The sequence below is a fragment of the Streptomyces sp. IBSBF 3136 genome, from assembly GCF_036815105.1.
Classification (GTDB): domain Bacteria; phylum Actinomycetota; class Actinomycetes; order Streptomycetales; family Streptomycetaceae; genus Streptomyces.
The window spans coordinates 36,354-63,332 of the sequence record NZ_JAJSZC010000023.1 but is presented as its reverse complement, the minus strand read 5'-3'; the positions used below and the strand labels follow the sequence as shown (position 1 = coordinate 63,332).

Sequence of the window (26,979 nt, the reverse complement as noted above, 5' to 3'; positions counted from 1 at the left end):
ACGTCCGGCTCCGCGTCTCGGGTGGGGTTGCAGGTGGGGCGGTTGTAGCTCGCCCTGTCCGCGGAGCCGGACGTGTCGGGGGCGGGTGGCAGCTGCGTGTCGTCGGCCTGGAGGTCTTCCAGGCGGTCGCGGTCGGCGTCGGTGACCCAGAAGCGGTGCTGTTTCGTGGCGGTGCGGAACTGGATGGGCACGATCAGCCCGGCGGCGGTGCCGCGGACGAGGTCGTCGAAGAGGATGCCGTGGGGTGTGGGGGTGGCGTGTGCCTTGCCGCAGCGTCGCACCCCGTGCGGGCAGGGGTGGACGGCGTGGACGTCGCAGCGCCAGAAGTCCAGGGTGCGAAAGCCGGAGACGACACGGAGGTCGCCGGTCTTGGCGATGACGTAGGCGGGGAGGTTGTTGCTGCGGGTCCACTGGCTGTCGTGCCGGTTGGCGTAGTCGGCCCGGTCGGTGTGCCAGGCGGGAGTGATGCCGTTCTTCTCCGCCCTGGAGGCGCGTGCCCGGACGCTGCGGGGGCCTTCGGTGCCGGCGGAGGAGAGCTGGATCTCCCAGCCGATGCGCCGTCCGTCGGCGCCCTCGATGAGGGTGTCGGTCTGGATCCAGCTGCGTCCCACCCGGGTACGGACCTCGCTGTCCCCCGCGTAACCGCCCTGATGGGCGGCTTTCAGGATGCGCTCCTGGTAGGCATTGTGCTCGTCGCTGACAGGAGCGGTGTGGCGTTCCTCGTCCTCTGCACGCTCATGGACGGCTTCGCGCCTGCCGTTCCGCACCCGCAGGAACATCGGCGCCTCCACGCCGGCTTCCTGGCACACGCCCCCGCACTGCAGCTCCCGCTCCCGTACCGGCACTCCCCGCGCCGAGTACATGCGGTCCATGGCGTAGACCGTGCCCCACAGATCCTCGTACTCCTCGTGCCCCAGGTCCGCCCGGGTCAGATCCAGATAGATCCGCAGCTTCCTGTGCCAGACGATGTTGGCCACCCACAACCGCCCTTCCCCACACGAACACCGACACAACCGACGGTAGAGGCGGCCACTGACAAAGCATCAGGTGCAGGGCGGCCAGCCGTACCTATCAGGCCACGCGACAGACACGCCTCATGTGACCAGGAGGCCCTTTCCTGCCGGCGGCCCGGACACACTGTCGGGCCGCCGTGCAGCAGGGGCCTTCCATCACGGCGTCGCAGCCCTCCTGGCGGCGGGCCGCCGCATCACGCGCATCCCGGCGTCGCAGCCCGCTGGCCGAGCTGACCTACCCCGCCGACCGATGCCAGTTCCTCACAGGGCACAAGGAACGAAGTTGACGGCAATCTATACAACCGTCTAGCAGCCCAGGTTATAGACCGAGGTGCCATTTCCCGTACGATGCAGAGGACTCACCGCAAAACAACTGGCTGGCCGGGCCTCACGTCCGGGAAGCCATCAGGGGGCCCGAAGCCGGCGGCCACCAGCGACAGACCCCCTGCGGCGAGTACTGCAGTCACCGAGCCCGGCCGTCCATGATGCGGCCGGGCTCACTGCTGAGCACGACCCTCTCGGCGGGGCGATCCGGCTTCCCGGTCACGACCAGAAAGACCGCAGTACGTCGATGGCCGTGACGATCACAGGCGCCCAGTCGACGAACGCCTGACGCCAGGTCAGGACTTGTTCGTAACAGGTGCAGTGCTCGTGCTGGTCCATCGCTGCTTCACCTCACTTAGCCCCAGACAGCCCCTGGGGAGGGGACCTTGCCCTGAGTGAGCAAGGCGCTTGAGGGGGCCGTGTGGTGAAGCAGCCCCAAGCATAGGGCAGTTGGTTTTGGGAGTAGGACCGGAGCTTCCCGAAAACCACTACTTATTGGGGTTCAAGTAGTTATCCAACCACTAGATGTGGGGGTCAGTGTGTGTACCGAGGTGTCGGCGCATGTCGCCTGCTCAGGCCAGCCGACATCAGTGTTTGATCCGATGCTGCTGGCCTGTGGGCAGTGGGTGAAGGGCAGGAGAAACACTCGTTCTGGTGAGAGAAAACCGACTCCGCCCATGCTCAACCCCCGACGGCGGAGACACGCAGTACTGACGTGCCGCCACTGGCAACCGCCCACCGACACCTAACCGGCACATCGCGACGGCCCCGCGCTGCGCGGGTGGGGGTCGCCTCGGACGCCACAGTTGCGCACCCCCCAAACCCCGCGCCTCGTACAGACCAGCCACGGCAGGTCAGCGGCTCACTACTTGCACGATGCCGAGTACGAGGCCGGCCAGCACGCCCGTAGCGGTGACAGCAATAGCGATCGGCTGAGTGAGCGCCGGACGGCGGTAGACGAGACAGCCGAGGAAGACCACTCCGGCTCCGCCGACCACGGCGGTAAGCAGAGCAACGAGCAAGGCGAGCACGGTGATGGCAGACATGGAGTCCCCCTGTGGGTCAGGCTCGCGGACCGTCCGCGAGCAGGGATGGCGGAGCATGGACGCTCCCCGGCCCTTACGTCTTGGCCGACGACGCATCGACAGCACCGGGATTGGCCGCGCCATAGTCGTGGAAGCAGGGGCAAGCCCCGCAACCACGCTCTGAGCAGCGGATTTACCGGCAGCTGTGAACCCGCTCACACAATCCGGAGAGGCGGGGCCGACAGCGCTGCGGCGGCCTTGACTGTCCTCAGCAGGGATCCCACATTCAATAGATCCAAGCGGTCTTGTGAGCCTCAGATCAGGTAGCGCCGCCCCTACCTATGTAGTCGGGCGGGTGTGACGCCCCCCAGGCGGCTTCACGTCCACTCAGCGCGCACCCTCGTGCGGGCCCCGGCTCAACCGCCGACGTCTAGCCTTCTCGCATGGGGAAGCAGCAGCGATATCCCGACCCGTCACCGGAGGGAGAGGAGACTGCCCGCCACTTCGTGCAGCAGTGGGCGGAAGCGGTCATCCGACAGGCCCACCACACCCGCCAGGCGCGGAAGGACAGCGCCGCTAACTCGCGGGCCTACGACCTCGCCGAAGACTTCAGCCCGCCCCTTGAGCAGCTCCAGGCCGACTTCCGCACGCAGTGGGCCGAGGAACACCTCCTCATCTGGTGCGCCCACCAGCTCGAGCGCTGGCGCGGTCGTCTCGCTCACGAGCGGGGCGAGGAGCTGCCACCCGAGAACAAGGCCCTCAAGCTCGTCCGCGACGCCCTGGAACACCTCGAAGAGGCCGCCTTCACCGAACGCGCCGCCCGCTCTCCGGAAGACAAGGGATCCGCCGGCCGGGCCCTCCGCGACCTTCCCGAGCAGCAACTGCGCCTGGTGCTCGGAGGCCACAGCCTCTTCGAGGTCCTGGACGCGGAACAACTCGACGAGGAGGCCCTCAAGATCGTGCAGTCCGTCGAGGACGAACTGGAGGAGCGAGCCGTGGCCGCGTATCAGGACCTCCTGAGCGGACGCTGACCCTCACCGCTGTCCTGTGCCGGGGCACTACCGGGACCTGACCGGCCCGCCGACGGGTTCGTCGTGGTGGCTGTGGCGAGTTCAGGCGATGCAGAACTTGTGGGCGGCCGCACCGCGCCCACTGAGGGTGGTCCAGGATGGCGTCGGAGTCGGTGACCGTCGGCGCCCTCGAGGAACACGGCCAGGTCTAGGTCGCCGTGGGCGACGCCGAGAGCTCGTTCCAGCCGTTGTGGTGCACGGTGGCTCTCCGGCCGGCCGAGATTGAAGGCCAGCGGACGACGATCGGGGCGCTGCTCACGCCGCCTCCCTCCGTGCCCCGGACCGGCGCAAAGGGCGAATCCGAGAGCCCTCTGGACATGTGCGACTGCAACCTCCGTGTGTCAGCAGTGGCCTTGGCGCTCGGCGCGTTGTGCTATCCGGCGCCGGATAGCTTCGCGCTGCCCGAGGTCGAGGGCCGGTGCGCTACCGAGGACGTCGCGAAACTTGCTGATCAGGTTGTGTGCGCTGTCCGCGTGCCCTGCCGGCCGTGCGTCCGCAGGCGGCGGCACAGTCTGATCAAGGCGTCCGCGATGTCCCCGAGGCCAAGAAGACCGGCACTCCCATGGATGAGAGCGGGCACGGCTGCCTGTTCTGGATCGCGTGGAAGGTCGGCGGCATAGCGGTGATCCTGCTGCTCGGTGCCGCATTGCCTCAGTAGTTCTGACTACCGGCGCGGCCAGGGTGGCCTAGGACGCGCCGGGGTAACCAGTTCGGCTGCGCACAGTGGTTTGCGGCTGGTGACACGGTATTGCCGGCCGGCACCCCTACCGGCGGGACAAGGCGAGGGCGAGCGTCACGACCAAGGTCACGCCTGTGAGCGCCGTTCCGAGAGGCCCACTCAGGCTCGGGTGGCGCCACGTCAGGTAGGCGAGCCCGACGAAGACGAGCACAATTACGAGCACTAGGACCAGGATCAGCAGCGGCCAGACCGCGGGGGTGGGCGGCACCGTAGGGCCCTGGCGATGCGATCCCCCAGGGGAAGGCGTGGTTGAAGGCATGACACTTCCTTGTCTGAGCGTGTTGGGGCCACGCGTGAGTTGGGCAGCGGAACCGTGAGCTACGAGGGTGCTAGTCCCGCAAGTTCCGGCCCGGAGGTGGCTTCGAAGTCCTCGAGCGAGTCGAACGCCTGGTACACAGGGGCGAACCGCAGCCAGGCAGTGGGGGCCGACCTGGCAAGCCAGGTCGGCCTCTACGCCTCTCCTAGGCGACGCACCCGGTCCGCGCGTCGGTCAGCGGTGGGCCAAGGGACCGCCGCACATCGATCCCTTGGCGTGTGGTCAGCCGCGTGTGTGGGACGTGTCCGGGCCGGACCGGCGGTTCCCAACACCGTCCCCGGTCTCCCTGCCAGTGAGTTGGTTGGCAAGCCGCTTCACCTTCCGGCGGACCTGCTCGCCGACGACCTCCGGCTGTGAGACGCCGACGACCCGAGCGGCTTCCGGCCAGCTGTTGACCCCGGGGCGGCTACGTGCCATGGTCACCGCCTGCTCTTTCTCGGAGAGAGCCTCCAGGATCTGGACCAGGCGCGGGTCGTCGAAGCCCTCGAAGCCGGTGTCGGCAGCGGGCTGCCCGGAGAGCACGTCGTACAGGGTCATCCCATCGCCGAGCGGGGCGTCGAGCAATCGCACGCGTTCCCGGTTGGCCTGGCGGAGCCAGATCGGCTTGAGTTGCCCGTTGATGACCTTGGCCTCGGCCAGGATCTTGCCCACCGCGCCGGGGGAGAGTTGGCCTGACTTGTAGAGCGGGTCCGCCCAGTTGCCGAGCAAAGCGGTGGAGACCGGCTCACTCCAGCCGCTCCACCGGCCCAGCCCTTCCGAGACGAAGGCGCGGAGCGCGGCCCGGTCCCCGGTGCGCGCGGCCTCGCGGGCGTTCATCGCCCGGACCACATCGGGCACCGGGATGCCGACCGCCCGGAACCCGGACTCGATCGTCTGGTTGTCCGGGTGGTCGGGCTTGAGCGCCGCCATGCCGGTGGTGGTGGTGATCATCGTGGGAGGCGTGCCGCGGTCGAACGGCTCAGGCAAGTCGAATGTACCGTCCAGGTCGAGGGCGACGGTCCCGTTCTCGCGAAGGGTCGCGAGTTCGCCCTCGGCCCCGGTCCAGTCGACCGGGAACAAGGCCATGACCGCCCCTGCGCCGTCCGGATACCCGTTGAAATGAGCGATCCGCTCCGCGATGTGGGTGTCGATGGAGTCGTCGTCTTCGACCATGTAGTAGCTGGGCGTCATGTCCTCGGCGGCCATGGGCGCCTCCTTACGTCAGTGGAGAATCCTTCTCCTCTCAGGGATGGCGCCGGCCCGATCCGACAACGAGACCCGCAAGTAGCGCTGTGATCTGCATCACAGTACTGTCGCATCCCGTCCGCCGCTGGGTGCGGCACGGCCTCCACCGTTATGACCACCCCAACCTGCTGCGGACCCAACGCGGAGAAACGCCAGCGCACACCCGGGCCGCTGCGGCTGTGAGCTAGTGGGCGGCTTCAGCGTCGGTCACGGGCGAAGCCAGCGCGCCGAGTCGCGGGTCGGCTAGGTGTCACTGGTTGGTGAGGGCGGCGACGAATGCCGGAGCGAGGGCACGGAAACCTGCGCCATGTGGCCATGGTGGGGGCTCCGCTGACGGCGGGCCTATCGGCGTAGCGGAGGACGGGCGTGTGTGGGGTTTCGTGCAGCGTGACGTCCCACTCGCGCATCAGCTCCCGGCGCTCGCGGGTTAGCACCATGTACACCGCGGTGCCCACGGTCAGCACAGAGACCGCGCCGATCCCGCCGATCTCCAGCGTCGCCAGGTCCTGCTCGGTTGTCCCACCACAGCTCCCCGGTGTTCTGCACAGTGGCGTCCAGGTGCTGAGTGGCCAGGTAGCCGACCTCCCAGACGCCGGCCCCCAGCGCGATGCGGAAGGACAGACACCGCCACCCGGGCTCGTAGAGGCGGCGCCGGACCTTACCCCCTCCATCCTTCGGCAGGAGCGGGTGCCCGCGCGCCAGAACGTGGCGTCGGTCCGCTTCGCGCCGTCGAGGTCCTGGCCGGCCAGGGCCCGGCCGATCCCGCGCACGAGGGAGTCGGCGGACTGCTCCAGTTGCTTGTCGAACTTCGTCTGCGCCATACCGGGCAACGCCCCTCGGGCCAGGTGTGCTTGGGGCGTCACGGTGCCGCCGGAAGCGGACACCGACGCCGGACGAGGACGCTAAGACGATCTCCTTGTCGGCAGATTGCTGTGACGGGCACAGGTCGTCGGGAGCGGCGGGATCAACTCCAACTCCCCGACCAGCCCCTCCCGCGAGGTGAGGCCGACATTGCGAACGGCTCATTCACCGAGGTCAGTTCGGTGCGCTCAGCAATCTGCAGCGGTCGCATTGCTGCCGCCGAAAAACTTTGGAGCGGTGTGTGACATTCCCACTTCTACTCTGCACATGACTCCGTACAACCAGCCGACTGCTTGTGATCTGCGCGCGCGCCGTAAGGACATGGTCAAGGGTCGAAAGTGGTCCAACACGGAGGATTTTTTATGTGTGCGGTACGTGAGGTCGCGGAGGCCGTCGACGACGGCCTGTCCGCCGACCGGTCGGCCCGGATCCAGAGGGACGCCGCCCGGGTCAGCGAGCTGGCCGCAGGCGGCTTCGAGGGGCCGGCCTACAAGGTGTTCGAGAACGAGCTGTGCGCGGAGGTATGGCCGATCCTGCGCGGCATGCTCCGCGAGGGCCAGCTCGCCCGGATCGCACTGAAGTGGTGCGCGGAGCGAGGCCTCCCGTTCTGGATCCACCCCGACGACTCCGCGCTGCTGCGCTCCGATCCCGGGGCCCGTGACGAGATCCTCGTCGACGTGGTGCTGCGGGCGCGAACGTCGTTCCGGCGCAAGGCACTGGTCCAGGGCGGATGGAATCCCGCCTACAAGCAAGGACGAGGGGCCAGCTGCCTGACCACGTACTTCGTGGGCCAGTGCATTTGGGAGTTCCGCCGGGTGTACACGAAGTGGGCGAAGAACCGCCAGGAGTGGGCCAAGCAGCACGCGCTGTACGACGGTTCGGAGGAGTCCGCGCACGCCAACCCGAAGCTTTTCGGCCCGCTCCTGGAGGCCGGCTACCTCTCCGAGCCCGAGGCCGCCGTCCTCAGCACCAACTTCGAGGACATCCTGGACGAACAGCCCCCGGTCACCCAGGCCGTCATCCGCATGACCGTCGAAGGCTACGTGGACACCGAGATCGCGGACGCGCTGCACATCACCCACGCGGCGGTCCGGATGCGCAAGACCCGCTTCCGTGGCGTCCTGTACGACGCGGCCCGTGAGCGGCGCATCTGGATCCCCGAGCAGCTTCACACGAAGGCCGGCACCCGCCACCGCAAGCAGCGGGGTGCCGCATGACCATGCAACTGCTCGTGTTCCTGATGCTCGTGCTGGGCATGTGCATCCTCTTCTCCGCACTCGCCGGCCTCATCGGATTCGGAATCGCCCGCCTGGTCAAGGCACCGGTGGACAAGGCGATCGGCTGGGGGAGCATCGTGGCCCTCAGCATCATGACGCTTTGCATCGCCATGCTGGCGATCGTCGTACCGCTGGTGAGGTGACTGGCCGTCGCGTGCCTGAGCGCGGACGGGCTGCACAGCCGTACTGTGCAGCCCGTCGCCGCCGGACCCCGGGACAGAGGCACCGCCCGCCGGTCACGGACAGGCTGGTCCCTGGCGCAGGAGGTCTGGGCGGGCGTCGGCGAGCGCGAAAGCCCGCCTCAGCCCCTCCAGAAGGACAGGCGCGACCCGGTAGACGCGGACACGGTCGTCGAGTTCAAGCAGCCGGGTGTTGTTGTCGGGACCAGTCCGTCGGCATACCGCGCGGACGCTGGTGAGCGTCCCGCCGATCCTCCCCCGCGGAATCGGTGTCTCGGGATGGTCGGCGAAGAAGTCCTGTATGTCGTCGTAGGAGGCCATGCCGCCCAGGTCGACCACGCGGCGCAGGACAGCACGGGCGCCGGGCATCACAGCGGCGATCGTGTCGAACAGCAGCCGCTCCGTCCAACCCTCCCCAAGATCCTCGACGCTGAGACCCTCCAGGCCCGGCCGGCGATCCAGGGCGGGTGCCTCCGGCCAGTCGCTCGCCAGGGCGACAGGGTTGAACCCGTACGCGGCCTGCACCGCGGCGATCGCCTGCTCGTAGGTGTCGCTCTGCGTATCGATGACCAGCCGCACGCTCTCCCCCTCCACGGTCTTCGCCCCCATCCTGGCCCTAGTCTCACTGCCCTGTCGTCTGGCCAGTGGAGTCAGCTGCCCGGCGGGGAGGTGTACACCGCCGGAGTGGAGTTCAGCGAGCGGGACGGGTGCTGGACGACGAGGCTCCGCGCCGCCAGTCCGAGGGCTTCTGGCCGCGGAACGTCTCGCCGCTCTCGATCCGGCCCTTGTTCCGGGCGAACTCGCGCTCGGCTGCCGACATCTGCCGAGAGGCACAGCCGGGGTGCACCGCCTTCTTGGCCGCCGTCTTCTCCGCGGCCGGCTTCCCATCGCCCGCCTTGTTCTTCGCCGCCTGCGCCCGTTTGATCGCGTCGCGCTGTGCCTTGCCGGGCCACTTCTTCGGCTGCTGCCCACGTCACTGTTACCGGCATATCTGTGACGCCGAAGCGGCCCTATTGCCCCTCTCTGCACCACCTGGTGAAGGCGCATCAGGCCGTGCACCGAAGAGCCATTACGGAGAGTAAGGAAACCAATCACCGTACGTTCGTGCATCTTCATCCGTGTCCGGGAGGCGCCCCCGGGCCGGGGCTTGCGGGGCTAACACCTCGGTGACCCACGGTTCCACTGCCCAGTTCACGCGTGGCTCCGTCACGCTCAGACAAGGAAGTGAAATGTCTGCACCCACGCCTCCCCCTGGGGAGCCGCAGTGTCAGGGCCTCGCGGTCTGGCGGCTGCTGATCCTGGTCTTTGCGCTCGTGTTCCTGATCGTCTTCGCCGGGCTCGCCTACCTGACGTGGCGCCATCCGTCCCTGGGCACGCCTCTGGGAACGGCGTTCATGGGCGTGTCCCTGCCCGTTACGCTCGCCATCGCCTTGGCCCGGCGATAGCACGGTGAGCGATCGCACCGGTCGACGCCGGCGTCAGGCTGTCGAGTGGGGCGCCTCGTCGGCGCGGCCGCCGGCTCCGAGGGTTCGCCGCGGGGCCGGGACCGCGGCCGGGTGGGCGGCGAGCGTCGCGGGCCCGCAGCTCGTCGGTGAACGCGGCGCAGTCCACTGATCCGCAGAGGCCCGCCGGGTGCGTCCCGGCGGGCCTTCGTCGTCCTCGGCCTACTCCGGGAGTTGTTGGTAGGACAGGGTCAGAACAGGGCGTCCTGGTCCGGCTCCTCGCGGGGCAACGGCTCGACGTCCTCGCCTCGCCACTTCGCCTCGAGGTGCTTGCGCCATCCTTTCGGCGGAGGCCAGGGGACACCCCATTCCGCAAGCTGCTTCTGCGTCCAGCCGTCGTTAGGGGTCTGCGCGGCAGCGACCTCCTCAGGCGAGGGCACGTAGTTGACCATGCGGCGATGCTGCCCCAGCACACGGCCCTGGCGCCACAGGCCGGCGGACGCCGCGCGGGGCCGAGCTGGTCGACGCGCTCTGAGGCCGCCATTAACAACCTGCAGCGCCTTCCTGTTCTCCTGGATGAAAGGCGCCCCCGGCTCCATTCGTACTCATGCGCCACGCGCTCCTGTCTGGGAACGCCCAGCGCCTCGGAAGGGGTGAACGATCCGAGACGACTGGAGACGGCGCCATGACGACGCTTCACCACCTGATGACCCCCGCGCACCTGACCGAGGCCGACCACGTGATCGGCGTGGTGCACGGGCTCTACCTGCTGACCCGGGGCGCGCTGCGACTGCTTCACCCCGGTACTGGTCGCCACCGCCGGGGCCGGAACGGCGGAGGCCCGGCCGGTCACGGTACGGGCCGGGCCTGACGCTTCCCACACCTCGGGGGTTCGACTGGGCAGACGCCGAGGGGAAGACCAGGACAACGCCGGCTCCGATCTCGAAGATCCGGGACGGCCAAGAGCCCCCGGGACCCGGATCAGCGGACCCGTTCACTGACTTCGTCGCCGACCGGATCATCGGCCAGCGCAACGGCCGCCACGACGCGCTTGCCGACGGGCTCCCGGTGTACATGCTCACCTTCGAGTGCGGGAGCTGGCCTACGGCTTACGACCCGTCCCTCGGGGAGCAGGTCACCGCGGACTCGAAGATGAGACCGAAGCCCCAGGTGTAGTGGACTCCGGTGCCGTCGGATCGGCCGCTGCCGGAACGCCGGAGAGCGCCAACACTGCGGCGAGCAGCCCGCCGACGGCTGCTGCGGCGCCGATTGCCTGTCCCAGGTCGCCCCGCTGCTGAGGCACTCCGGCCTCGGTCCTGTGCTGGCTCCACCTGTACACGATGACTCCCACTGCCCCGGCGATCACGATGATCACCAAGGCACTTGCGCTGACCTGTACCGTCATTCTTAGGCCCTCCTAAGGGCTGTCGGCCTGCCCGTCGGACCCCGCCAAGAGACGAACGGGCAGGCCACCTCACTTGCGGAAACACGCGATAGTCGGCTCCTCAACCCCCATGGCTCTAAAGCCCATCGAGGGAAGCGGCTCGGCTGGTCGCGGCGCCACAGGGCATTTTTCATTGCCTGCTCCGCAGCATAAGGAGCAATTGCCGCGCATCGGGTGGCTCACGTACGCACGAGGGGGCGCATGACCGCCAAGTCTGTCTGGTAGCCATGAAAGCTGCTGGTCAGACGCGAGGGTGCCCCGTGCAGGGGTGGCTCCCTCCTCTTGTGGCGTCTAGACGGGTTCAGGGCCTTCGAGAGGGCTACCAGCAGGAAAGTGCCTGGTCAGCCCGCCAACGCGAGGCAAGAACATGGGTTGGCACGCGTCACGGAGGGGGCGCACAGAGCAGGGCGGGGGCGCGGGGAAAAACGGTTCAATACCGTCATAACAGAAGACTTCGCCCATATCGGGCGTCAACTGGGGCGGCGCTCTCGCGACTCCGGGACGGGTATCTGGGTCAACCCGCCGAGACGGATCAAGACGCGCAGGGTGCGGCTGTTCCTGAAGGGCCGCCGCCTCTGCTCCGCGCAGACGACCCGAGTCCGGGATCGACACCGGCCCGGACATCAAGGTCGGTGTGCGCTTCAGGGGGATCGGCCAAGTGGCCTGCGACACCATGAGCGAAAGGATCGTCGTGTCGACCACAACTGCGGCGAGCCAGGCCGCCAGGCTCGATGCCTCCCGGTCGGGCAGCAGGGCGGCGGAGCTCGACGTCGACAAGAACAGTGCCGTCGTGGCGGCCATTGCGTGTGGCGTACTTGTCGGCGCCGACCACCACGCGGAGCGGGCACTGCTGGCTCGGGAAGGGCGTCGACCAGGCGCAGGACGGTGCTCCGGCTAACGCAGACCTCGAAGCGCGGAGCTCAGACGGGCGCCGGCCCGGCCCGCCAGGGCGAGACCGACCGCGGCCAGCGTCGCGCGCAGCCGCTCGTAGATGTCGAGGAGGTCCTCGTCGGCTTCCAGCCACACCTCCGGCGGCATCCGGCAGACCAGGGCGGTCAGCCGGGTAAGGGCGGTCAGCCCCGGCAGCCGGTCGGCCCCTCGGTCAGCAGAGGCTCGGTGCCGGGCGAGCGACCTTGCGGGGCCCTGGCTTTGTCCACAAGATTGGACAGCAGTTGCGCAGCGCCTCGGACAGCACTCTGCGGTTCCGTCGATTCGAACAGTGGAAGTCGCAGCGGGGTGCTGGAGGCGGCTGCAGAGGATGAATCCCGTTCACTGGAGGCACAGGGTCAGTTCAGGCCCGCGGGAGAGGGGCCGAGCCTTTCGATGGCCTCGCGCATCTCCTCCTTGTCGGCCTCGTAGACCGTCTCACCCATGCGAGGGTCTCGTGCGTGGAGCGTATGGATGATTGGCCCGTTGGGCGTTCCCAGGTGAACGAGGGAAGCCGACGGGCCGTGGACGGCACGCTCGGTGCCGGGGCGGGCGGTCAGGTCGATACGGCTGACGACGCCGGGCGTGACCCAGACGGTCGCTTGCTCCAGACGGGCCAGTATCTGCAGGTGGAAGTGCCCGCACAGGATGAGCTGCACGTCGGTCCCGCGGATCGTTTCGGCCAGCTCTGCGCTGTTCTGTAGGCCGAGCGCCCGCTGGACGTCGACGTCCAGGCAGACCGGCGGGTGGTGGAAGGCCAGGACGGTGCCCATGGGCGCTGGCGTTGCAAGGAGTTCGCGAAGCCAGTCGAGCTGGGCGCCGTCGAGTCGGCCGTGACCCTTGCCCGGAACGAGCGTGTCCAGCGTGATCAGTCGCCATCCGTCGACGGTGGTTGCCGCCGCGCGCTCACCTGCGGCTCCCTCGTACACCGCGTCGGGCTGTACGTGGCCGGTGCCGAGCACGTCGGCGAACGCGGTGCGGTCGTCGTGGTTGCCCGTCGTGTAGAAGACGTTCACCCCTCGCCGGCTGGCGTAGCCGGACAGGAGTTCACGTGCCCGTGTGTACGCCTCGTGAGAGCCGTCGTCCGCGATGTCGCCGCTGACGATCACCGCGTCGAGGTCGTCCAGATGACTCAATTCGCCCAGCAGGCGGCCGAGTGCCGCAGTGCCATCGGCCCCATCCTCGTCGGGGCCGCCGGACCGGTCCAGGTGGGTGTCTGAGAGATGCAAGATCCGCATCGCCCGACGCTAACCTCCGGCATCGGGACCGAGCCGTGGCCTTTCTCGCCACGCGGCCTCCTCCACGGGCTCCTGGCTGTCCCGGCGCATGAAATCGAACGGCGGCAGGGCTGGATGCTGCCCGAAGCGCTGAACAACTGCTGCCCGCTCTCGTGAACAGAACCAGCGGCCCCCTGAGCCGTGCCGGGGACCGCTCCGAGCGCGTGACCAGCCAGCCGGCCAGCCGCCATACCGAGGCGCGCATGTCCGAGTGACCGGGGCACCGCGGCATCGGTCGTGGCGTCAGGGCAGGCCGAGCTTGTCCTCAATGAAGGGGAAGAAGCCGCAGCCGCGCGTCTGTTCCTCTCCTCCGAGTAGGTGACTTTGCGTCAACTACCACTGCAGCCAAAAGTGCAGGTCAAAGGCCGGTTCACGGAGGGTGAGGCAGGAGGTTTCGAAGACTTTTTGCCCCAACTGAGTTTTTAGCTAGAGCTAAAGGTGGCATCCTCGTAGAGAGGCAACACATGTTGCCATGCGATGAGTTGGGGGTAGATCTGTGAGCATCTTTGCTCGCTCCGAGAACACCACAGACTTAGCGGCTGCCCGGCTGGCCAGGCAGGCCTCCGCTTCATTGGCCGGCCTGCTGGCAGGCCTGGGCTGGTCCCGTTCGGACCTGGCGAAGGCCATGGGGGTCAGTCCCGGGCGGATCAGCCAGATCATGTCCGGCGACGCGAACCTGACCGTGCGCACCCTGGCCGCGGTCGCCGAGGCACTCGACGCCGAGGTGGAGATCACGTTCCACCCCCGGCCGCGTCAGACGGGCACCGACAACTGTGACGGCAAGGACTCCTCACCGCTCACAAGCGCGAGCCTGAAGTTCTCCCACTGAGCGGTGATCCGCCGGTTGTGTCCGAAAGTCGTTGTGGCGCACCCGCCCTAGGGCTTCGTCTCCTGCTTGCGCCCACGCCAGCGGCTCAGCAATGAGCGCTGCGGCGGCAGTTGCGGACTGTGGAACGCATCGTTCGAGGTGGCCTTCTCGCGCAGCGCAATCAGCTGCGCATACTCGCTGCGCCGGCCGTGGACGTAGGCGAAGAGCAGCAGGTGACCGCACTGCGCTCGAGCTTCTGCGAACGCGCGGCGCTCACGGATGGCTTCGTCCTCGCTCGGCTCACGCGACCACGGCATGCCGGGCTCCCGGCAGTCCTGGGCGATCGTGGTCTGCACTTCCAGAGCTGCGTCCAGGGCCTTCTCGGCATCGGCGTACAGGGTGGTGACCGTCTTGACGTCGCCGCTGAGCTCGTGCCGGTCGAGCAGGTACAGCTTGAGGTCGTAGACGAACACCCGCAGCTGCGCCGAGCTGTGGATGCCCTCGAGGAACGTGTCGGACCAGGCCCGGGCGTCCAGGTGCACCCGGTCGATCAGCCTCTCCCTGACCAGGGCGATCCCCAAGGTCATGAACTTGATGTACGGCGGCGTCCCCTCTTCCTGCTTGCGCCTCGGTACCGCGGCCGCTCCCGTGGCGACACCCGCCACCACAGGCGGAAGATCACCGGCATGAGGCAGCAACGCCGCCGCGACCACCGTGACACCGCCCAGCATCCCCAACATCAAGGCCAACAGACCGATCGACTGCCGGCTCCCCAATAACCGGCCCCGCCGCGAGAAATCCCGCAGCAGCCCGAGCCACGCGATCGCGGCACTCACCACCGCGGGTAACGCATACCGGCCCACCCAGACGTGCTCGTGCCACATCACCGACGGTCCCCTCGACGTCCGCACACAAGGCAGGGACAACCGCCACCACACACCGATGAAGCCGGTCCTTCCCCTTCGGCGCGTCACACCAGCGCCCACCCCCACAGCAGCCACCCAAGACGAGGCCACCGCGAGCAGAGCCGATGATGTCACCCACCACCACCCAGGTCAGTCACTTTGCGCAACAATTGGCCACCACCCGCAGGCCCGCCCGCGCCTCGGCCGCGTGCAGGCGCGGCTGCGCGGTGAGGTGGTGTCGTCGGCTGCTGCTGCCGTACGAGCTGCGAGCCTGGAGCGTTCGTTTAGCGTACGAACGGCGTACCGATCCGCTGGGGTGGGGGCCAGGCCCCACCTGACCTCGCCCCAGACCGCAGCGCGCGACACCCGAGGATCGCGGGCGGTTCAGCGGGCCAGGGCGAGGACGCCCAGGGCGTTGCCGTGTTCGTCGACCACGGGCAGGGCATCGAGGCGGCGGTAGCGCATCGCGTGCTCGGCTTCGGTCATCGTGGCCACGGGGGAGGCGAAGGGGCCCAGGTCGACGAGGATGTCCCGCAGCTGGACCCGGTCGGTGTACACGGAGCTCTCGCGGACCGCGGTGAGCTGGGCCTGGGTGAGGATTCCGGTGCATACGCCGTCGTTGTCGCAGACGAGCAGGTGTGCGGTGCGGGCGCTCGCCATGACTGACGGGGTGAGGACGAGCAGCGGGTCGGCATCCTTGCCCGGACCGGCCAACTTCGGCTGACCGAGCTTCGCCTCGCGCAGCGTCCAGTCCACCAGGGACGGGATCGACTGGAACCGGCCATGACCTGTGCTTCCACGCCCTGGCCGACGTCGTCGACGCCGCGCAGCGCCATCCGGCGATCACGGCCGTGACCGTGATCCGGCGTGACGGCGAAGCCCTGCTCCGACAGGAGAGCGGGAGCCGGCGAGCGGCCTGGGCGCTCCCCGCGGAACGGCTGCGTCCCTACACCGAGCAGGAGGCCGCCGAATTCCTCCGCCTCCACCAGGCGCTGCGCCGGGCGCTTCCCCCGCACCGCCAGGAGCTGGACGAGATCGCCGCCCTCGCGCGACCGCTGACGCCCGCTGTACTGGCTACTCGGTGTGCCGGACCGCCTTCTTCACGTCGAGCTCTACGCCAGCCCGCATCGTGCTCTGCTCTTTCGCATGCTCGGTGATTGCGGCTTGTACGTCTTGCGCGAGGTCGCGCCATGCCTGCCATGCAGTCTCGAACGCGGGCGGGTCGTCCTGGTCGCGTAGGGCCTGGACGGTCGCGTGTGCCTGGTCGGCGGCGCGTTGTTTCTCCACAAGTTCTTCGAAGGTGTGTGCCACGTGCAGGGATCCTACGTGTCGGCGTTGCGAAGCCCTCGCCTCGACCCGCGAGACGGAGGCTTGGGCGCGCAGCGCTACGGCCGCCACTCCTCTCGGGCAGGCGAGCCGGACATGAAGGAGTCGCTCGTCCTGGCTCTCGGTGAGCGTCTGCCAGGCCGCGCAGCCGCCAGGTCGTCCGCCAACACCTCGCCGCCCTCGCGGCGCCGCAATGGCTGGACGGCGAGGCCACCTGCGCGCGGTGGCGCGAGATCTTCACCGCCCGGCGCGACCTTCTGCGCACCAGGCGGTAGACCTCATCAGTTGTTTGAGACGGGACCACAACGCCCGTAGGTCGCCCGACAGGTGCCGGGCGACCTTCGATAGCCGCGGCCGCCCAACATGCCTCACCACGGCCTGTGTTCCCGGCGCTGCCGCCCTCTTTACGGTGCGTGACGCTTACTTCAATATCGGTTATCACAGTGGATTCTGGGGTGGGGGGAAGGCCATGTCGACGGGCACGGACAAGGATTATTGGGCCTCACAGGCGCTGCCGAGCGTCCTCAAGCACAAGCTGCTGGGCCAGTACATTCCCCGCTTCGGCGGGATGACCGGCTCGCGTGGTCGTCGCCAGGTCGTGTACCTCGACGGCTATGCGGGCGAGGGACGGTACGAGAGCGGCGACCCCGGCTCTGCGGAGATCGCGATGCAGGTGGCTGCTCATCACCTGGAGAAGAACGCGTTGTTATGGAACTGCTTCTTCGTGGAGCAGAAACCCGATTCCGTTGCCCGTCTGGACCAGGTCGCTGCCCACTACCGCGCCTTGGGCGTGGACGCGAGGGTGCATCACGGCGACGTGGACGGAGTTCTGGGCGAGGTTCTGCGGGTTGCCGAAGGGCTCCCGCTGTTCCTGTTCCTTGATCCGTGCGGCCTGGGGCTGCCGTTCGACCGGATCGTTCAGACGCTGAACCAGCGGCGCAGCAGTCCGCGGCTCTGGCAGCCGACCGAGTTCTTGATGAACTTCAGCATGGACGCGGTACGCCGCCTGGGAGGCAATGCCCGGTCCGCGCGCGGTCTGGAACGCTCCTCCGAGCGCTTCGATGAGGCGTGCGGCGGCCGGTGGTGGCGTGAGTACTTCCGGCCGGACAAGCCGGTCGAAGCGGACGTGGACGAGATCGTGGCCGCCCAGTACGCCCAGCGGCTGAGGGAGAAGACCGGCATGTTCGTGCAGTCGGTGCCGGTCGCCAGAAAGCACGGGCAGAAGGCTGTGTACCACCTGGTCTTCGGCACCCGCAGCGAGCACGGCCTGTGGTTCTTCGGCGACGCAGTCGCCCGGGCGCGCGACGCATGGTGGGATGGACTCGAGATCAAGGAGGAACGGGAAGACCCGAACACTCTTTTCTCCGCTACCTCAATGGTCCGCCCGGACCCGCAGGAGGTCATCGACGTGGCCGTGCCCGCCATGGCCGACAACATGGAACGGATCCTGCACCAGCAGAAACGGCCCTTCAAACTGCTCAACCACACGTTGGACGTGTTCGGCGACTACTACGGGCAGGTCACCGAACCCGCCGCGCGCAAAGCCATCAAGCTACTGCACAGCAGCGGCCGGACGGCCAGCACGGGCGTCGGAGGGAAAACCCACGAACTCATCGTGCAGCCCCCTCGGTGAAGTCCATCAGGCGCCGGTAAGCGCAGGCATCTGATCCCAGGTACGGCCTTGCAGGGTGCGGCCGCCGGCCTTAGGCGTGTGGCCGCCCCACTGCTTGAAGAAGAACGCGACACGCTCCTCGAGGCACAGATCACGGATCTGTGTCACCCAGGCTTCTTCCATCGGCCGATGCCGCGGGCCGGACTCACCGCCGGCGATCACCCAGTGGATGCCGTCCAGGTTCAGCTCCTCCAGCGGACCGAGCAGCGGCTCACAGGACAGGAACCGGACCGCGGCGGGCACCTGCCGCAGATCATCAACCCGGGGAAGTTCCTTCGCTGTTTCCACCGAGACACCCATCCAGAGGTTCCCGGGCCACACCAGTTGGTCTGCGACCTGCCGCAGGCGCCTGGCCCGTTTGGTCAGCACCTGGTACGTATGCTGCGGCGTGTCCGCCATGACCTCGAAGACCTGCCGTACGAAGTCCAGCGGCACGCGGGCATGGAACAGATCCGACATGGAGTTCACGAACACCGTCCGCGGGTTCTTCCACCCGTACGGAACATCCAGCGCATCGGGATGCACGGTTAGATCGAACCCCGGCCCCGACGTCCGGGGATCCCCGTCATTCTGATATTTCGCCGCCCCCATCGCCTTTAACCGCTTGGCCAACGTCAGCGCGTAGCAGTTGTCGCACCCGGAGGAAACCCGGTCACATCCTGTCGTCGGATTCCACGTTGCCTCAGTCCATTCAATTGCGCTTCGATCGCTCATCAGTTACCTCCCCGCCGTCCAACCGCTCCCACCAGACGCGGGACGGCATATTCAACGAACCAGAACGGGCGTTGACACCTGGCCATCCAACCACCCCGACACCGCCTGTCCATCGGCTACGAGCTGGAGCAGGCCGTGAAGAAGGCGGTCCGACACACGGACGAGGACCCAGCCGAGTAGGCGAAGCGGGCTGTGTGCCGCGCGTCAGCGCGTGCTCAGCCGGTACTCGCCGACCGCCGGAGCCACCTGGTGCATGGCCGTGGTCACGGGCTCGACGTTCGTGACCATGGTCGCCGTCCCGTCGAGCAGCTGCTGCTCGACGGGCGTCGGCCGCGGGAACGGAAGGGCCGGGCCGCCTTCGAAGGCGTGCCGCTCGATCTGCCTGAGGGCGCGCTTGCGGCTCGGGTGCGGGCGATGGGCCATGGGTTCCCCTCCTTCGTTCGCGCCAGCATGGCAGAGAGCTACGCCGTCTCGGGCCAGGTCGTCAGCACGGTGCCCGTCTCCCCGTCGGTGAGGGTGAGGCGAGGCGTCGCCATGGTGCCGACGGAGCCGATCCAGCGCCGGCACTGTCGCGCGCCACCGCCTCGTTCGACCACCAGCCGTGCTGCACGGCTCGGCCCTCGCTGGTGAGCAGCAGGTGGTCGCGGCCGGCGCGGCTCACGCGAGTCTGATCCCTCTGGAGCGGCCGGGCTCGCGGACGATGGCGCGCTTCGTCTCCAGTTCCACCAGCTGGTAGTGGACGGAGGCGCGGCTGCGCATGCCGACCGCTGCCCCGATCTCGGCCACCGTGGGTGCTTCCCCGCGGTCGGCGATCGTCTGCCGGATGCAGCGCAGGACGCGCTCCTGGGTGTCGGTGAGGTGGTCAACGCGATGCATACTGAAACTAGAGCATGTGTTCGAATTCTGCGGCAAGCGGATACACGGCCCGCACAGGGAGGAGCGGGGAGGTGGACCAGCCGGCCACGCGTCTGGACATGCTGCGGTTCGCCCGCCGCGTCGTCGAACAGCAGAGTGCGCGGCAGCTCGCCCTGATCGACCGGTGGATCGCCGCCGAAGAGCGCAGGGAAAGCGAGCGGCGCCAGGGCGAAAAGATGCGGCCGCCGCGGCCGGAGTGGCTGATCCAGCACGGGCTCAACCGCAGCAACATCGACGCCGTGCACACCGGCGACTGCTGGGCCGCGGCCAAGAGCGGGCGGTGCCGCCCCGCGACACGCGAGCAGGCACTTGATGCGCTGCGGCGGCAGGTACCGGCGTGCGTCCACTGCCGACCCGACACCGCACTCGGCATACCCGACTAGGCCGGCCGCCTGGTGCGGGCCGTGCGAATGTCGGCCTACAGCGCGGTTGATCATCCGCGCGTCGCGGGTGGCACGGCCCGCGGGGTCGTGTTTGCCGTCGCGGATGTGTTCGCCGTGGTGGCGGCAGTCCGGCACCAGCCCGGGAGGCGAAAGGCATGGACGACACCATGCGCGCGTCCCGGCCGGTCCGTGGCTGCTCGCGGTGATCGCGCCCGGTCTGGCGGCGTTCGGCGTCTTCTCCTGGGGCGAGGCCCGCTGGCATAAGCCCTGCTATCAGCTGACCACGGCGTAGCTGCGCGTGTGTCTCATTCGGTCTGGTGGCCGTCGACTCGCTCATCTGGATGAACGGCGGCGGCAGGCGGAATGGCGAAGCGTTCCGCCGGGACAGGCGGAGGTCATGACACTTCCACGCTTACGGCGCCTGCGCACGGGAGCGGCCGCGCTGCTCACCACCGCTGTCCCGACCGTGCTGGCCGCATCGCTGCTCGGCCTCGCGTCCGCTCACGCCACGACTCCTGCGGTGTCGCGGGACCAGATCGCGTGCCCGCGGGGGTTCGTGTGCATCTACCCCGACATCAACTTCAACGGCCAGCCCTACGTCAAGCGCGCTGTCGACGGGTCCGTGCGGCACCTGCCGGACTACATCCGCGGTAACGGCAGTTCCGTCATCAACAACAGCAGCCGCACGGCGCGCGTCTACCAGAAGGACAACTACTTCGGCCGGCACGTCTGCGTCGGCCGCGAGGGCGGCACCATCAGCGACCTGCGCTCCTACCAGCTCAACGACACCACCCACAGTCTCCGCAACAACGACACCCCCTGCGGCGCCTGACGACCGCCTTCTAGGGCGGAGTGACGCCCAGGTGAGGGATCACAGGGCCCGCACGGCCTGGTGCAGTGCCGGGCGGGCCCGCTGGTTTGATGCCGCCTGGGATCAGATCCGTTGCTGGATCCAGTAGGCCAGCAGGCCGGTGAAGGCGGTGCCGGTGCCGTACGCCAGCCCGCGCAGCAGGGGCGTCAGGTAGGTGCGGTGTGGGGAGCGGCGGGGGCGCCGTGGTGGGTCGGGTGGCGGGGGTGGTGCGGTCATGGCGCTGGCTTAAACGGCGCCGTCGAAATTCCGACTTACCGCCCGATCGGGTAGAGCCGGAGGCGGTCACCGGGCGCGGCGCGGCCTGGTGCCGCTACGAAGATCACGACCTGTTCGTGATCTTCGAGAGGAACCTGTCCTGTGCGCTTCGTCCGCACCGCCTCCGCAGCCGCAGTCGCCGCCGCGCTGCTCCTCCCTGCCGCTGCCCATGCCGCGCCAGCCGCCGCACCCTCAGCGCACGTCGCGCCCGGTGAGACGGTGAGCCTGCCCGTCCGCGACGCCCTCGCGGGCCTCCCTGTACGCGTTGAGGACCGCGCTGGATACGAGCGGACGAAGTTCAAGCACTGGGTCGACGCCGACAAAGACGGCTGCAACACCCGCTCCGAGGTCCTGAAAGCCGAGGCCGTGATCGCCCCGGAGCAGGGCGCCGGGTGCAAGCTGAGCGGCGGAGAGTGGTACAGCCCGTACGACGACCGGTACATCCACGGCCCCAGCGGACTGGACATCGACCACCTCGTTCCGCTCGCCGAGGCCTGGGACTCCGGCGCCTCCACCTGGACCGCCGCCGAGCGTGAGGCTTACGCCAACGACCTCGGCGACGACCGCGCGCTCATCGCGGTCTCGGCAGCCTCCAACCGGTCCAAGGCCGACCAGGACCCCACCACCTGGCTGCCGCCGGCCGCCGGCTACCGCTGCCAGTACGTCACCGACTGGATCGCCGACAAGACCCGCTGGGACCTCAGCATCGACGCGGCCGAACAAGCCGCGCTCGACCAGGAGCTGAGCCACTGCCCTGACGTACCGGTCACCGTCACCACAGCCCGCTGACATCCGCCCCGGCGCCCGCCCGTTGATGACATCGTCCGCCGGTGGCGGATGGGGGGCGCCGTGGCCGCACGGTGCGTGGCCTGAGAACGGCAGATGGGCCTCCCCGCGATACGGGGAGGCCCATCATGGGGCACCGGCTCACCGGTCGGCGTCACCTACCGCCACCGGCAAAGGGGGGATCAGTGGCGGTGTCCGCGGTGGTGGCCCCAGGAGACCTCGTCGACGAACCGGCCGCGGTCGTTGCGCAGCGTCGCGGTGTCGTGGTCGTTGTTCCACACGTACGCCCGGCGGTCCTGGAAGAGGTCGGTGCGGGTGTCGCGGCCGATGCCGGTGTGGACGCGGACCGTGGAGCGGCCGTCGAGGCGGACGTGGCGGAACGTGTAGGAGTGGCCGTCCTCGTCAGCAAGGGTCCAGCCGTCCAGGTTCACCGCCCGGCGCGTGGAGTTGGTGATGTCCACCCACTCCTTGTTCAGCGACCAGTTGGAGCGGTCGTCACGGCCCGGGGAGTCGTACTGCACACCCGAGATGTACACCGCGACGTGCGCGCGGCCCGGGTGGTGGTCGGCCGCCGCAGCCGGCAGCGCCACCGCGCCCACAGCGGCGGCCGCCACGGCGGCGACGGCGGTCATGCGGCGGACGGAAGAAGCAACGGACACCAGGGTCCCCCTTCGTGCGCACACCCCAACTCTGGCCCATGGCGCCAGAAACCGCAGGCCAGCGGGGTGCGTTGTGCTGGTGTGCAGCCGGCTGGCCGCACACCCACACCCTGCAACCCGAACCCCCACAAGGTGAGGGAAATGCGCACAGCATTACAGATTCACCAGATTGCTGTGACACTCACATGCAACGACCATCTATGCTGTGAGTGCACCAGATTGACGCTCTGTCAGCCAGGCCGCCGCGAGATTGTGGGCCTGAGGCAACCATCCGCCAGGACACGCCACCCCGGTTCAGCGGACGCGTTCACCCGAAAGTAAGTAACAGACACATCGGGGACCGCTGGCTCGAAGGCCGATGCACCGGCCTGGCGCAGTCCCCGGGAGGGGGTTACGGCGGAGAGGGCAGGATTCGAACCTGCGTGGGCCCCGAGGGGGCCCGACCGTGAGGCGAGCTCGCTGGTCCCCGATCAACCACTCCGGGCACCTCTCCCCGTGTCCGGCACCGGTGTTGTCCGCTGCCATTCACAGGACCGACTGTCGCAGGATCGGCTGACAGCGTGCTGACATGCCCGGCCCGGTCCCTCCGTGGACTCATGCCATGAGCGATCAGACCGAGCATGAGCGCGGGCTCGTGCCCGTGCAGTCCCACCATTTCCAGATCATGCCCGGGAGAAGTTCGCCGTCTGGGCTGCTCAGCCCCGGATGAACCGGCAGCCTGACGCTGGGGCAGGCCGCCAGGTGTCGGCGCCGGGACGTCCAGCACGGCCGTCTGGAGGTGCCGGCGGTCAGCGGGCTCAGCGGATTCCGGTGACCTGCAGGGCCGTGGTCCAGTTGTTCTTGATGGCGCTGCGGGCGGCGGACAGGGTGATGGTGCCGGCGCAGACGGCGTTCTTCAGTTTGGTCTCCACTCCGTCCTTGGAGTGCGCAGTCTGAGAGCCGGAGTAGGGCTCGGGCCAGAGGTTATGGGGGTCGCGGGGTGCGCCGCCGAGTTCGAGGGGGACGAGGTGGTCTTCCTCGTAGTCGGCCATGTTGGTGTCCGTGTAGCCGTAGTCGGTGATGCCCTGAGCTTTGAGGGGGTTGGTGTAGGAGGTCGGGGGGCGGACGGTGGCGGTCCAGCCGGAGACGCAGATGGTGCTGTTGATGTTCGACTGGGTGACGTCGGGGTTGTAGGCGCCGGGCGTGCATGAGGAGTCGGGCAGTGGCAGGTAGGCGTGGGAGCAGGTCGATGCCTGGGCGGTGCCGGCCGTGGCGGCGATCAGTCCCGCGGTCCCGAGGGCCAGGGCGGTGAGGGTGGCGGTGAAGCGATGCATGTGGGGTTCTTCTCCTGCTTGTTCGGCCCGGAGGGTGGGGTGCCGGGTGACTGACGGCATGACACCACCACTCGCTCTATGCGAGTAGATCCTGTGGAGTGAACAGGAGGCGACCTGCGCAACCTTTGCCTCTGCCGGATAAAGCCTTGCCGAAGCTCCTTGTTTGATCGCCGAATTGTGCCGTCAAGACACCGCCAGTCGGTCAGCGGGCAGGCCGGTGACTCCTGGAGCGGGCAGGCCGGTGACTCCTGGAGCGGTCACGCCTCGGCCCTGCGGAACGCGGCACGGCACCGTGATGCCGAAGTGCTCGGGCAGTTCAAGGCGGCGCTGGCTGGTCCCGGGGCCGCTGCGGCGCCCGGCCGCTGATGCAGGCATGGACACGCTGGTCACACCGACGTACTCATGCGGTCGCGTCCGGGAACGGGCCCCGCCCGGCACCTGATGGCGCGCCACTGGGAGCTCTGCCGCCCATCTGGTTCTCCGTCGTCGGGGCCGCTGTCCCTGTCAACTACCGATGACCCAGGACAAGGTGGCGGTGCAGGAGCCCTCCGCATAGGTGGCTGTGATGTCGAGGGCCTTGGCCTTGTCGGGGACGGCTCCCTTGATCTTGTGGGTGTCCGTGTCGGTGAGGGTGCCGTGCGTGATGGTTCTCTTGTCGGCGGTCAAGGTCCACTGCAGGTTGGGGCGGCAGCCTTGCGCAGGCTGGACGGAGAGGTGGCCGGGCAGGGTGCCTCCTTCGTGGGTCAGTGTGAAGCGAGTGTGGATCGCGCGAGTGCCGCTCACCGTCCAGGTGTAGGTATTGCTGCTGGAGCCGAAGGCTCCGGATCCCGACGCGTCGACGGTGGGCTTGCTGCCGGATGCATAGGCGACCGGTGACGGACCGGGTGTGACCCAGAGCGCAAAGATGATCAGCGAGCTGAGGAACACAGCGAAGGCGCCAAAAAGGAACCAGATGACTTTGAGGTCTCCTGAGTGGCCAACCTGCGGTGCCGCGATGGAGACCCGTGGTGCGTCCGGAAGGATCCCCGCCCGGGCCGGGCCAGAGGACGCCCCAACGGACGAGGACGCAGAGGTGTCCGGGCCGGAAGGTTCGCTCTTCGCAGCCGCAGGCCCGGCGCCCTGCGGCGCGGACAGGCGGGCGGCTGGGCCAGCAGGAAAGGCGGGGGCCGCACCTGCACCGGAGGCCGACAGCGGCGCAACATCGTATGGACTCACGTTCGGTCGGGCGTCGTTCTGCGTCACAGGTGCGCCCGGGTCGGTACCCCCGGGTGGCTCTTTCTGGCCGTCGGGCAGGTCGCTGTCAGGCTTCGGCTGTGCGGGAATGGCTGCCATCTCGGCGTAGCCGTAGCCTGACGTCGGGCTTGGCCACGGCTCCTCTGAGCTGGGGATATGGATTGCTTCAGCTCGTGGGTCCATCCAGGCCGGCTCATCGGGGCCTAGTTCTTGGTGCTGGGCGAGAACCTGGCTGACGATGTCGTCAAGGTCGTCGTTCAGCGCTCGCTCGGCGATGAACGAGGTCAGCTGGGCGTCCTGTTGGGTCGCGTTCTGCTGCGCCGCACGGAGCTGCGCCTGGGCCCGGCGCAGCTCCTCCTCCAGGCGGCCGATGGTCTGCTGTGCCTGTTCCTGTTCTGCGCCGACTGCGGCGACGAGCGCGTCGGCACGGTCCCGCTGGGCGCGCAGCACACGTACGGCTTCCTCCCGTGCAGCCTCCGCTTCAGCCCGTGCCAGCGCGGCCTGGCCGCGGGCGGCATCGGCGTCGGTTCGCGCCGAGCGGGCGGCGGCGTGGCCTGCCTGGGCCTGATCGCGCCAATGGGTTTCCTTTGCCCGTAGGGCCGCTTCGACTGCTGCTGCTTGTTCAGCGGCGGTCTGTAAGGTGTCGCAGGCCTGTGCGAGTCGCTCCAGCAGCAGGGCCTCGCGCTCCAGCCACGCTTCCTGCTGCACCGCTGATTCCTGCCGGAGTTCTTCCTTCTCCTGCAGGTGCCATTCGGCCTGCTCCTGCCACTGCTCGACTTTGGCTCGGGCCGTGGCCACGTCTTGGCGTAGCCTGGCCACCTCGGCAGAGGCATCCTCCAGCTTGTGCATCGTGTGCTGTTCACGCCCCTGCAGACGGTGCAGGTCGTGGCGAGCGGATCTCAGCGCCTGTCGGTGAACAGCCTGGGACCGCCGTGCTCGCTTCTCCCGCTCATCCGCCCGCGCTGCCCGGTGCCGCTGCTGCTCCAGAACCGTCTCAAGCCGGGCGATCTCCTGTTGCTGGGAGCCGACCAGGAAGAGTGCGCCGGCGTAGCCGTCAACCACCTGGTAGACCTCGTAGACGTCGGGCAGACGCTCCCTCAGCGCCGGCTTGTACGCTGCCCACAGTTCCTTCAAGTCTTGGCGCTGCGGCGTGCCACGCTCGTCCTCGAGAATTCGCAGGAGGTCGAGGATGACGTCGCGGGTGGGCACCAGCTTGCCGTTGGCCATCCGCTGTACGGAGGCCTCACTACGTCCTGACCGCAGCGCGCCCAGCCGCTTCGCTCCGGCGGCCCCAGGCTTCTCGTCCTTCGATTCAGGCGGGGCTGCGTCCAGCAGACGTTGGGCGATCTCCTCCAGTGTCACCGGTGGATCGCCATTCAAGAGCGGATCGAAGAGGACACGGCGCACCGTGGCCGTCCAGCTGGAAACCTCCGCAGGTAGATCTTTGGCGATGGGCCCTAGACGCCGTCCGGGACGGGCCATGTTCATTCCCCCCTGGACCAATTACTGGTCACGTTCTGCATCAATTCCGGTTCCGCGACTGTGGGGCGCAGATCGCCCGATCACGGACACAGGAGGCCACCATGGCGCGTCCCGCACCCACTGCGCAGCCCAACGGTCAATCCCGCCTCAGCGGCACCACAGCCTTGGCCGGTGCAGGTATCGGCAGCGTCGGCAGCCTCGCTGCGTCTCTCACCCACGCCCCCTGGGGCGTAGTACTCGCTGTGGCCTTGGCCGGCCTTCTCGTGACACTTGCTCAGTCAGCGATCAGCGGGACGATTCCGCAGGATTCCGCCGACCGGTTGTCCTGGTGGCAGACGTACTGGAACCACCGCTGTGAACGCAGTCGTCTCAACACGCCGCCCGACAGCCGCCCTCCGGCCTGATCGCCGTAGTTGCTCGGATCGCCCGAGACGGTCGACCCCGGCAGCGAGGCCCGGCGTCGCGGTGCTGTGGATGCCGCGGCCGGCGCCCTGGCAAGGACGCGTAGCCCCCAGACCACGCAGCCGACGACGTCTGCC

At 68.4% G+C, this 26,979-nt stretch carries 29 protein-coding genes and 2 pseudogenes; 11 read left to right on the top strand and 20 right to left on the bottom strand.

The window, feature by feature from the left end; genetic code table 11:
• Together V7E45_RS07905 and V7E45_RS07900 are read right to left on the bottom strand one after the other, a co-directional pair.
• The coding region (locus V7E45_RS07905; protein ID WP_333773364.1) for a hypothetical protein at positions 1–977 on the bottom strand (977 nt) is incomplete at its 3' end.
• Between the two features lie 1,214 nt (positions 978–2,191).
• Positions 2,192–2,383 (bottom strand): hypothetical protein, encoded by a 192-nt coding sequence (locus V7E45_RS07900; protein ID WP_333773363.1) that lies wholly within the window; start codon positions 2,381–2,383, stop codon positions 2,192–2,194.
• Between the two features lie 422 nt (positions 2,384–2,805).
• Between V7E45_RS07900 and V7E45_RS07895 the strand changes: the two genes are divergently transcribed.
• Positions 2,806–3,393, top strand: coding sequence for a hypothetical protein (locus V7E45_RS07895; RefSeq protein ID WP_333773362.1), 588 nt, complete (start codon positions 2,806–2,808; stop codon positions 3,391–3,393).
• 1,316 nt (positions 3,394–4,709) lie between these two features.
• Here V7E45_RS07895 and V7E45_RS07890 read toward each other — a convergent pair.
• Positions 4,710–5,672 carry a hypothetical protein gene (locus tag V7E45_RS07890; RefSeq protein WP_333773361.1) on the bottom strand — a complete coding sequence of 321 codons (963 nt, stop codon included), beginning with the start codon at positions 5,670–5,672 and terminating at the stop codon, positions 4,710–4,712.
• A 1,262-nt stretch (positions 5,673–6,934) separates the two neighbouring features.
• Here V7E45_RS07890 and V7E45_RS07885 point away from each other — a divergent pair.
• Both V7E45_RS07885 and V7E45_RS07880 read left to right on the top strand, forming a co-directional pair.
• The gene (locus V7E45_RS07885; protein WP_333773360.1) at positions 6,935–7,789 is read left to right on the top strand and encodes a hypothetical protein; all 855 of its coding nucleotides are present in this window, start codon (positions 6,935–6,937) and stop codon (positions 7,787–7,789) included.
• Positions 7,786–7,992 carry a hypothetical protein gene (locus tag V7E45_RS07880; RefSeq protein ID WP_333773359.1) on the top strand — a complete coding sequence of 69 codons (207 nt, stop codon included), beginning with the start codon at positions 7,786–7,788 and terminating at the stop codon, positions 7,990–7,992. The genes V7E45_RS07885 and V7E45_RS07880 overlap by 4 nt, the downstream gene beginning before the upstream one ends.
• Before the next feature lie 93 nt (positions 7,993–8,085).
• Here V7E45_RS07880 and V7E45_RS07875 read toward each other — a convergent pair whose 3' ends face one another.
• Together V7E45_RS07875 and V7E45_RS07870 are read right to left on the bottom strand one after the other, a co-directional pair.
• Positions 8,086–8,607, bottom strand: a complete 522-nt coding sequence (locus V7E45_RS07875; RefSeq protein WP_333773358.1) for a hypothetical protein — start codon at positions 8,605–8,607, stop codon at positions 8,086–8,088.
• 112 nt (positions 8,608–8,719) lie between these two features.
• Complete coding sequence (locus V7E45_RS07870) at positions 8,720–8,848, bottom strand: hypothetical protein (RefSeq protein WP_333773357.1); 129 nt, start codon at positions 8,846–8,848, stop codon at positions 8,720–8,722.
• Positions 8,849–9,257: 409 nt separating this feature from the next.
• On the opposite strand from V7E45_RS07870, the gene V7E45_RS07865 reads away from it, so the two are divergent.
• Positions 9,258–9,473, top strand: a complete 216-nt coding sequence (locus V7E45_RS07865; RefSeq protein ID WP_333773356.1) for a hypothetical protein — start codon at positions 9,258–9,260, stop codon at positions 9,471–9,473.
• Positions 9,474–9,721: 248 nt separating this feature from the next.
• On the opposite strand, the gene V7E45_RS07860 is transcribed toward V7E45_RS07865, so the two are convergent.
• Positions 9,722–9,922, bottom strand: coding sequence for a hypothetical protein (locus V7E45_RS07860; RefSeq protein ID WP_333773355.1), 201 nt, complete (start codon positions 9,920–9,922; stop codon positions 9,722–9,724).
• A 233-nt stretch (positions 9,923–10,155) separates the two neighbouring features.
• Between V7E45_RS07860 and V7E45_RS07855 the strand changes: the two genes are divergently transcribed.
• The gene (locus V7E45_RS07855; protein ID WP_333773354.1) at positions 10,156–10,341 is read left to right on the top strand and encodes a hypothetical protein; all 186 of its coding nucleotides are present in this window, start codon (positions 10,156–10,158) and stop codon (positions 10,339–10,341) included.
• Between the two features lie 1,467 nt (positions 10,342–11,808).
• Here the strand turns inward: V7E45_RS07855 and V7E45_RS07850 are convergent.
• Positions 11,809–11,952, bottom strand: a complete 144-nt coding sequence (locus V7E45_RS07850; protein ID WP_333773353.1) for a hypothetical protein — start codon at positions 11,950–11,952, stop codon at positions 11,809–11,811.
• Positions 11,953–12,200: 248 nt separating this feature from the next.
• A complete protein-coding gene (locus V7E45_RS07845; protein WP_333773352.1) occupies positions 12,201–13,079 on the bottom strand; it encodes a metallophosphoesterase family protein in 879 nt (292 codons plus the stop codon).
• A gap of 535 nt (positions 13,080–13,614) precedes the next feature.
• On the opposite strand from V7E45_RS07845, the gene V7E45_RS07840 reads away from it, so the two are divergent.
• Entirely contained in the window at positions 13,615–13,947 is a 333-nt protein-coding gene (locus V7E45_RS07840; protein WP_333773351.1) for a helix-turn-helix domain-containing protein, read from the top strand.
• A 47-nt stretch (positions 13,948–13,994) separates the two neighbouring features.
• Here the strand turns inward: V7E45_RS07840 and V7E45_RS07835 are convergent, their stop codons facing one another.
• From V7E45_RS07835 to V7E45_RS07825, 3 genes are all read right to left on the bottom strand, one after another.
• Positions 13,995–14,810 carry a hypothetical protein gene (locus V7E45_RS07835; protein ID WP_333773350.1) on the bottom strand — a complete coding sequence of 272 codons (816 nt, stop codon included), beginning with the start codon at positions 14,808–14,810 and terminating at the stop codon, positions 13,995–13,997.
• A 405-nt stretch (positions 14,811–15,215) separates the two neighbouring features.
• On the bottom strand, positions 15,216–15,545 hold the full coding sequence (locus V7E45_RS07830; protein WP_333773367.1) for a CBS domain-containing protein: 330 nt from the start codon (positions 15,543–15,545) through the stop codon (positions 15,216–15,218).
• Positions 15,546–15,905: 360 nt separating this feature from the next.
• On the bottom strand, positions 15,906–16,142 hold the full coding sequence (locus V7E45_RS07825; RefSeq protein ID WP_333773349.1) for a hypothetical protein: 237 nt from the start codon (positions 16,140–16,142) through the stop codon (positions 15,906–15,908).
• A 484-nt stretch (positions 16,143–16,626) separates the two neighbouring features.
• Between V7E45_RS07825 and tcmP the strand changes: the two genes are divergently transcribed.
• Positions 16,627–17,790, top strand: a complete 1,164-nt coding sequence (gene tcmP, locus V7E45_RS07820) for a three-Cys-motif partner protein TcmP (protein WP_333773348.1) — start codon at positions 16,627–16,629, stop codon at positions 17,788–17,790.
• A 6-nt stretch (positions 17,791–17,796) separates the two neighbouring features.
• Here the strand turns inward: tcmP and V7E45_RS07815 are convergent, their stop codons facing one another.
• The 4 genes from V7E45_RS07815 to V7E45_RS07800 all read right to left on the bottom strand — a co-directional run bounded on the left by V7E45_RS07815 (position 17,797) and on the right by V7E45_RS07800 (position 19,419).
• Entirely contained in the window at positions 17,797–18,543 is a 747-nt protein-coding gene (locus tag V7E45_RS07815) for a DUF5131 family protein (RefSeq protein ID WP_333773347.1), read from the bottom strand.
• Between the two features lie 204 nt (positions 18,544–18,747).
• Complete coding sequence (locus V7E45_RS07810; protein ID WP_333773346.1) at positions 18,748–18,966, bottom strand: hypothetical protein; 219 nt, start codon at positions 18,964–18,966, stop codon at positions 18,748–18,750.
• Positions 18,967–19,004: 38 nt separating this feature from the next.
• Positions 19,005–19,139 carry a hypothetical protein gene (locus tag V7E45_RS07805; protein ID WP_333773345.1) on the bottom strand — a complete coding sequence of 45 codons (135 nt, stop codon included), beginning with the start codon at positions 19,137–19,139 and terminating at the stop codon, positions 19,005–19,007.
• A 61-nt stretch (positions 19,140–19,200) separates the two neighbouring features.
• A complete protein-coding gene (locus tag V7E45_RS07800) occupies positions 19,201–19,419 on the bottom strand; it encodes a LexA family protein (RefSeq protein ID WP_333773344.1) in 219 nt (72 codons plus the stop codon).
• Between the two features lie 98 nt (positions 19,420–19,517).
• Between V7E45_RS07800 and V7E45_RS07795 the strand changes: the two genes are divergently transcribed.
• From V7E45_RS07795 to V7E45_RS07785, 3 genes and pseudogenes are all read left to right on the top strand, one after another.
• Positions 19,518–19,841, top strand: coding sequence for a DUF6233 domain-containing protein (locus tag V7E45_RS07795; RefSeq protein WP_333773366.1), 324 nt, complete (start codon positions 19,518–19,520; stop codon positions 19,839–19,841).
• Between the two features lie 42 nt (positions 19,842–19,883).
• Positions 19,884–20,133: pseudogene (locus tag V7E45_RS07790) on the top strand (DUF1206 domain-containing protein); the annotation flags it as partial.
• Between the two features lie 105 nt (positions 20,134–20,238).
• Positions 20,239–20,673, top strand: a complete 435-nt coding sequence (locus V7E45_RS07785; protein ID WP_333773343.1) for a peptidase inhibitor family I36 protein — start codon at positions 20,239–20,241, stop codon at positions 20,671–20,673.
• A gap of 102 nt (positions 20,674–20,775) precedes the next feature.
• Here V7E45_RS07785 and V7E45_RS07780 read toward each other — a convergent pair whose 3' ends face one another.
• A complete protein-coding gene (locus tag V7E45_RS07780) occupies positions 20,776–20,928 on the bottom strand; it encodes a hypothetical protein (protein ID WP_333773342.1) in 153 nt (50 codons plus the stop codon).
• A 141-nt stretch (positions 20,929–21,069) separates the two neighbouring features.
• On the opposite strand from V7E45_RS07780, the gene V7E45_RS07775 reads away from it, so the two are divergent.
• Positions 21,070–21,756: an HNH endonuclease family protein gene (locus V7E45_RS07775; RefSeq protein WP_333773341.1), complete on the top strand. Its 687-nt coding sequence runs from the start codon at positions 21,070–21,072 to the stop codon at positions 21,754–21,756.
• Positions 21,757–21,935: 179 nt separating this feature from the next.
• Here V7E45_RS07775 and V7E45_RS07770 read toward each other — a convergent pair whose 3' ends face one another.
• From V7E45_RS07770 to V7E45_RS07755, 4 genes and pseudogenes are all read right to left on the bottom strand, one after another.
• On the bottom strand, positions 21,936–22,385 hold the full coding sequence (locus V7E45_RS07770; protein ID WP_333773340.1) for a lamin tail domain-containing protein: 450 nt from the start codon (positions 22,383–22,385) through the stop codon (positions 21,936–21,938).
• A 424-nt stretch (positions 22,386–22,809) separates the two neighbouring features.
• A pseudogene (locus V7E45_RS07765) lies at positions 22,810–22,905 on the bottom strand.
• Positions 22,906–23,209: 304 nt separating this feature from the next.
• Entirely contained in the window at positions 23,210–23,725 is a 516-nt protein-coding gene (locus V7E45_RS07760) for a hypothetical protein (RefSeq protein WP_333773339.1), read from the bottom strand.
• Between the two features lie 504 nt (positions 23,726–24,229).
• Positions 24,230–26,365: a hypothetical protein gene (locus V7E45_RS07755; protein ID WP_333773338.1), complete on the bottom strand. Its 2,136-nt coding sequence runs from the start codon at positions 26,363–26,365 to the stop codon at positions 24,230–24,232.
• Positions 26,366–26,979 lie beyond the last annotated feature (614 nt).

What these genes read in the sequence shown, in the direction of transcription:
- V7E45_RS07900 (WP_333773363.1), bottom strand. Translation starts at nt 2,383, where the DNA reads ATGTCTGCCATCACCGTGCTCGCCTTGCTCGTTGCTCTGCTTACCGCC.
- V7E45_RS07895 (WP_333773362.1), top strand. Translation starts at nt 2,806, where the DNA reads ATGGGGAAGCAGCAGCGATATCCCGACCCGTCACCGGAGGGAGAGGAG.
- V7E45_RS07890 (WP_333773361.1), bottom strand. Translation starts at nt 5,672, where the DNA reads ATGGCCGCCGAGGACATGACGCCCAGCTACTACATGGTCGAAGACGAC.
- V7E45_RS07885 (WP_333773360.1), top strand. Translation starts at nt 6,935, where the DNA reads ATGTGTGCGGTACGTGAGGTCGCGGAGGCCGTCGACGACGGCCTGTCC.
- V7E45_RS07880 (WP_333773359.1), top strand. Translation starts at nt 7,786, where the DNA reads ATGACCATGCAACTGCTCGTGTTCCTGATGCTCGTGCTGGGCATGTGC.
- V7E45_RS07870 (WP_333773357.1), bottom strand. Translation starts at nt 8,848, where the DNA reads ATGTCGGCAGCCGAGCGCGAGTTCGCCCGGAACAAGGGCCGGATCGAG.
- V7E45_RS07865 (WP_333773356.1), top strand. Translation starts at nt 9,258, where the DNA reads ATGTCTGCACCCACGCCTCCCCCTGGGGAGCCGCAGTGTCAGGGCCTC.
- V7E45_RS07860 (WP_333773355.1), bottom strand. Translation starts at nt 9,922, where the DNA reads ATGGTCAACTACGTGCCCTCGCCTGAGGAGGTCGCTGCCGCGCAGACC.
- V7E45_RS07855 (WP_333773354.1), top strand. Translation starts at nt 10,156, where the DNA reads ATGACGACGCTTCACCACCTGATGACCCCCGCGCACCTGACCGAGGCC.
- V7E45_RS07850 (WP_333773353.1), bottom strand. Translation starts at nt 11,952, where the DNA reads ATGCCGCCGGAGGTGTGGCTGGAAGCCGACGAGGACCTCCTCGACATC.
- V7E45_RS07845 (WP_333773352.1), bottom strand. Translation starts at nt 13,079, where the DNA reads ATGCGGATCTTGCATCTCTCAGACACCCACCTGGACCGGTCCGGCGGC.
- V7E45_RS07835 (WP_333773350.1), bottom strand. Translation starts at nt 14,810, where the DNA reads ATGTGGCACGAGCACGTCTGGGTGGGCCGGTATGCGTTACCCGCGGTG.
- tcmP (WP_333773348.1), top strand. Translation starts at nt 16,627, where the DNA reads ATGTCGACGGGCACGGACAAGGATTATTGGGCCTCACAGGCGCTGCCG.
- V7E45_RS07815 (WP_333773347.1), bottom strand. Translation starts at nt 18,543, where the DNA reads ATGAGCGATCGAAGCGCAATTGAATGGACTGAGGCAACGTGGAATCCG.
- V7E45_RS07810 (WP_333773346.1), bottom strand. Translation starts at nt 18,966, where the DNA reads ATGGCCCATCGCCCGCACCCGAGCCGCAAGCGCGCCCTCAGGCAGATC.
- V7E45_RS07800 (WP_333773344.1), bottom strand. Translation starts at nt 19,419, where the DNA reads ATGCATCGCGTTGACCACCTCACCGACACCCAGGAGCGCGTCCTGCGC.
- V7E45_RS07795 (WP_333773366.1), top strand. Translation starts at nt 19,518, where the DNA reads ATGCTGCGGTTCGCCCGCCGCGTCGTCGAACAGCAGAGTGCGCGGCAG.
- V7E45_RS07785 (WP_333773343.1), top strand. Translation starts at nt 20,239, where the DNA reads ATGACACTTCCACGCTTACGGCGCCTGCGCACGGGAGCGGCCGCGCTG.
- V7E45_RS07780 (WP_333773342.1), bottom strand. Translation starts at nt 20,928, where the DNA reads ATGACCGCACCACCCCCGCCACCCGACCCACCACGGCGCCCCCGCCGC.
- V7E45_RS07770 (WP_333773340.1), bottom strand. Translation starts at nt 22,385, where the DNA reads ATGACCGCCGTCGCCGCCGTGGCGGCCGCCGCTGTGGGCGCGGTGGCG.
- V7E45_RS07760 (WP_333773339.1), bottom strand. Translation starts at nt 23,725, where the DNA reads ATGCATCGCTTCACCGCCACCCTCACCGCCCTGGCCCTCGGGACCGCG.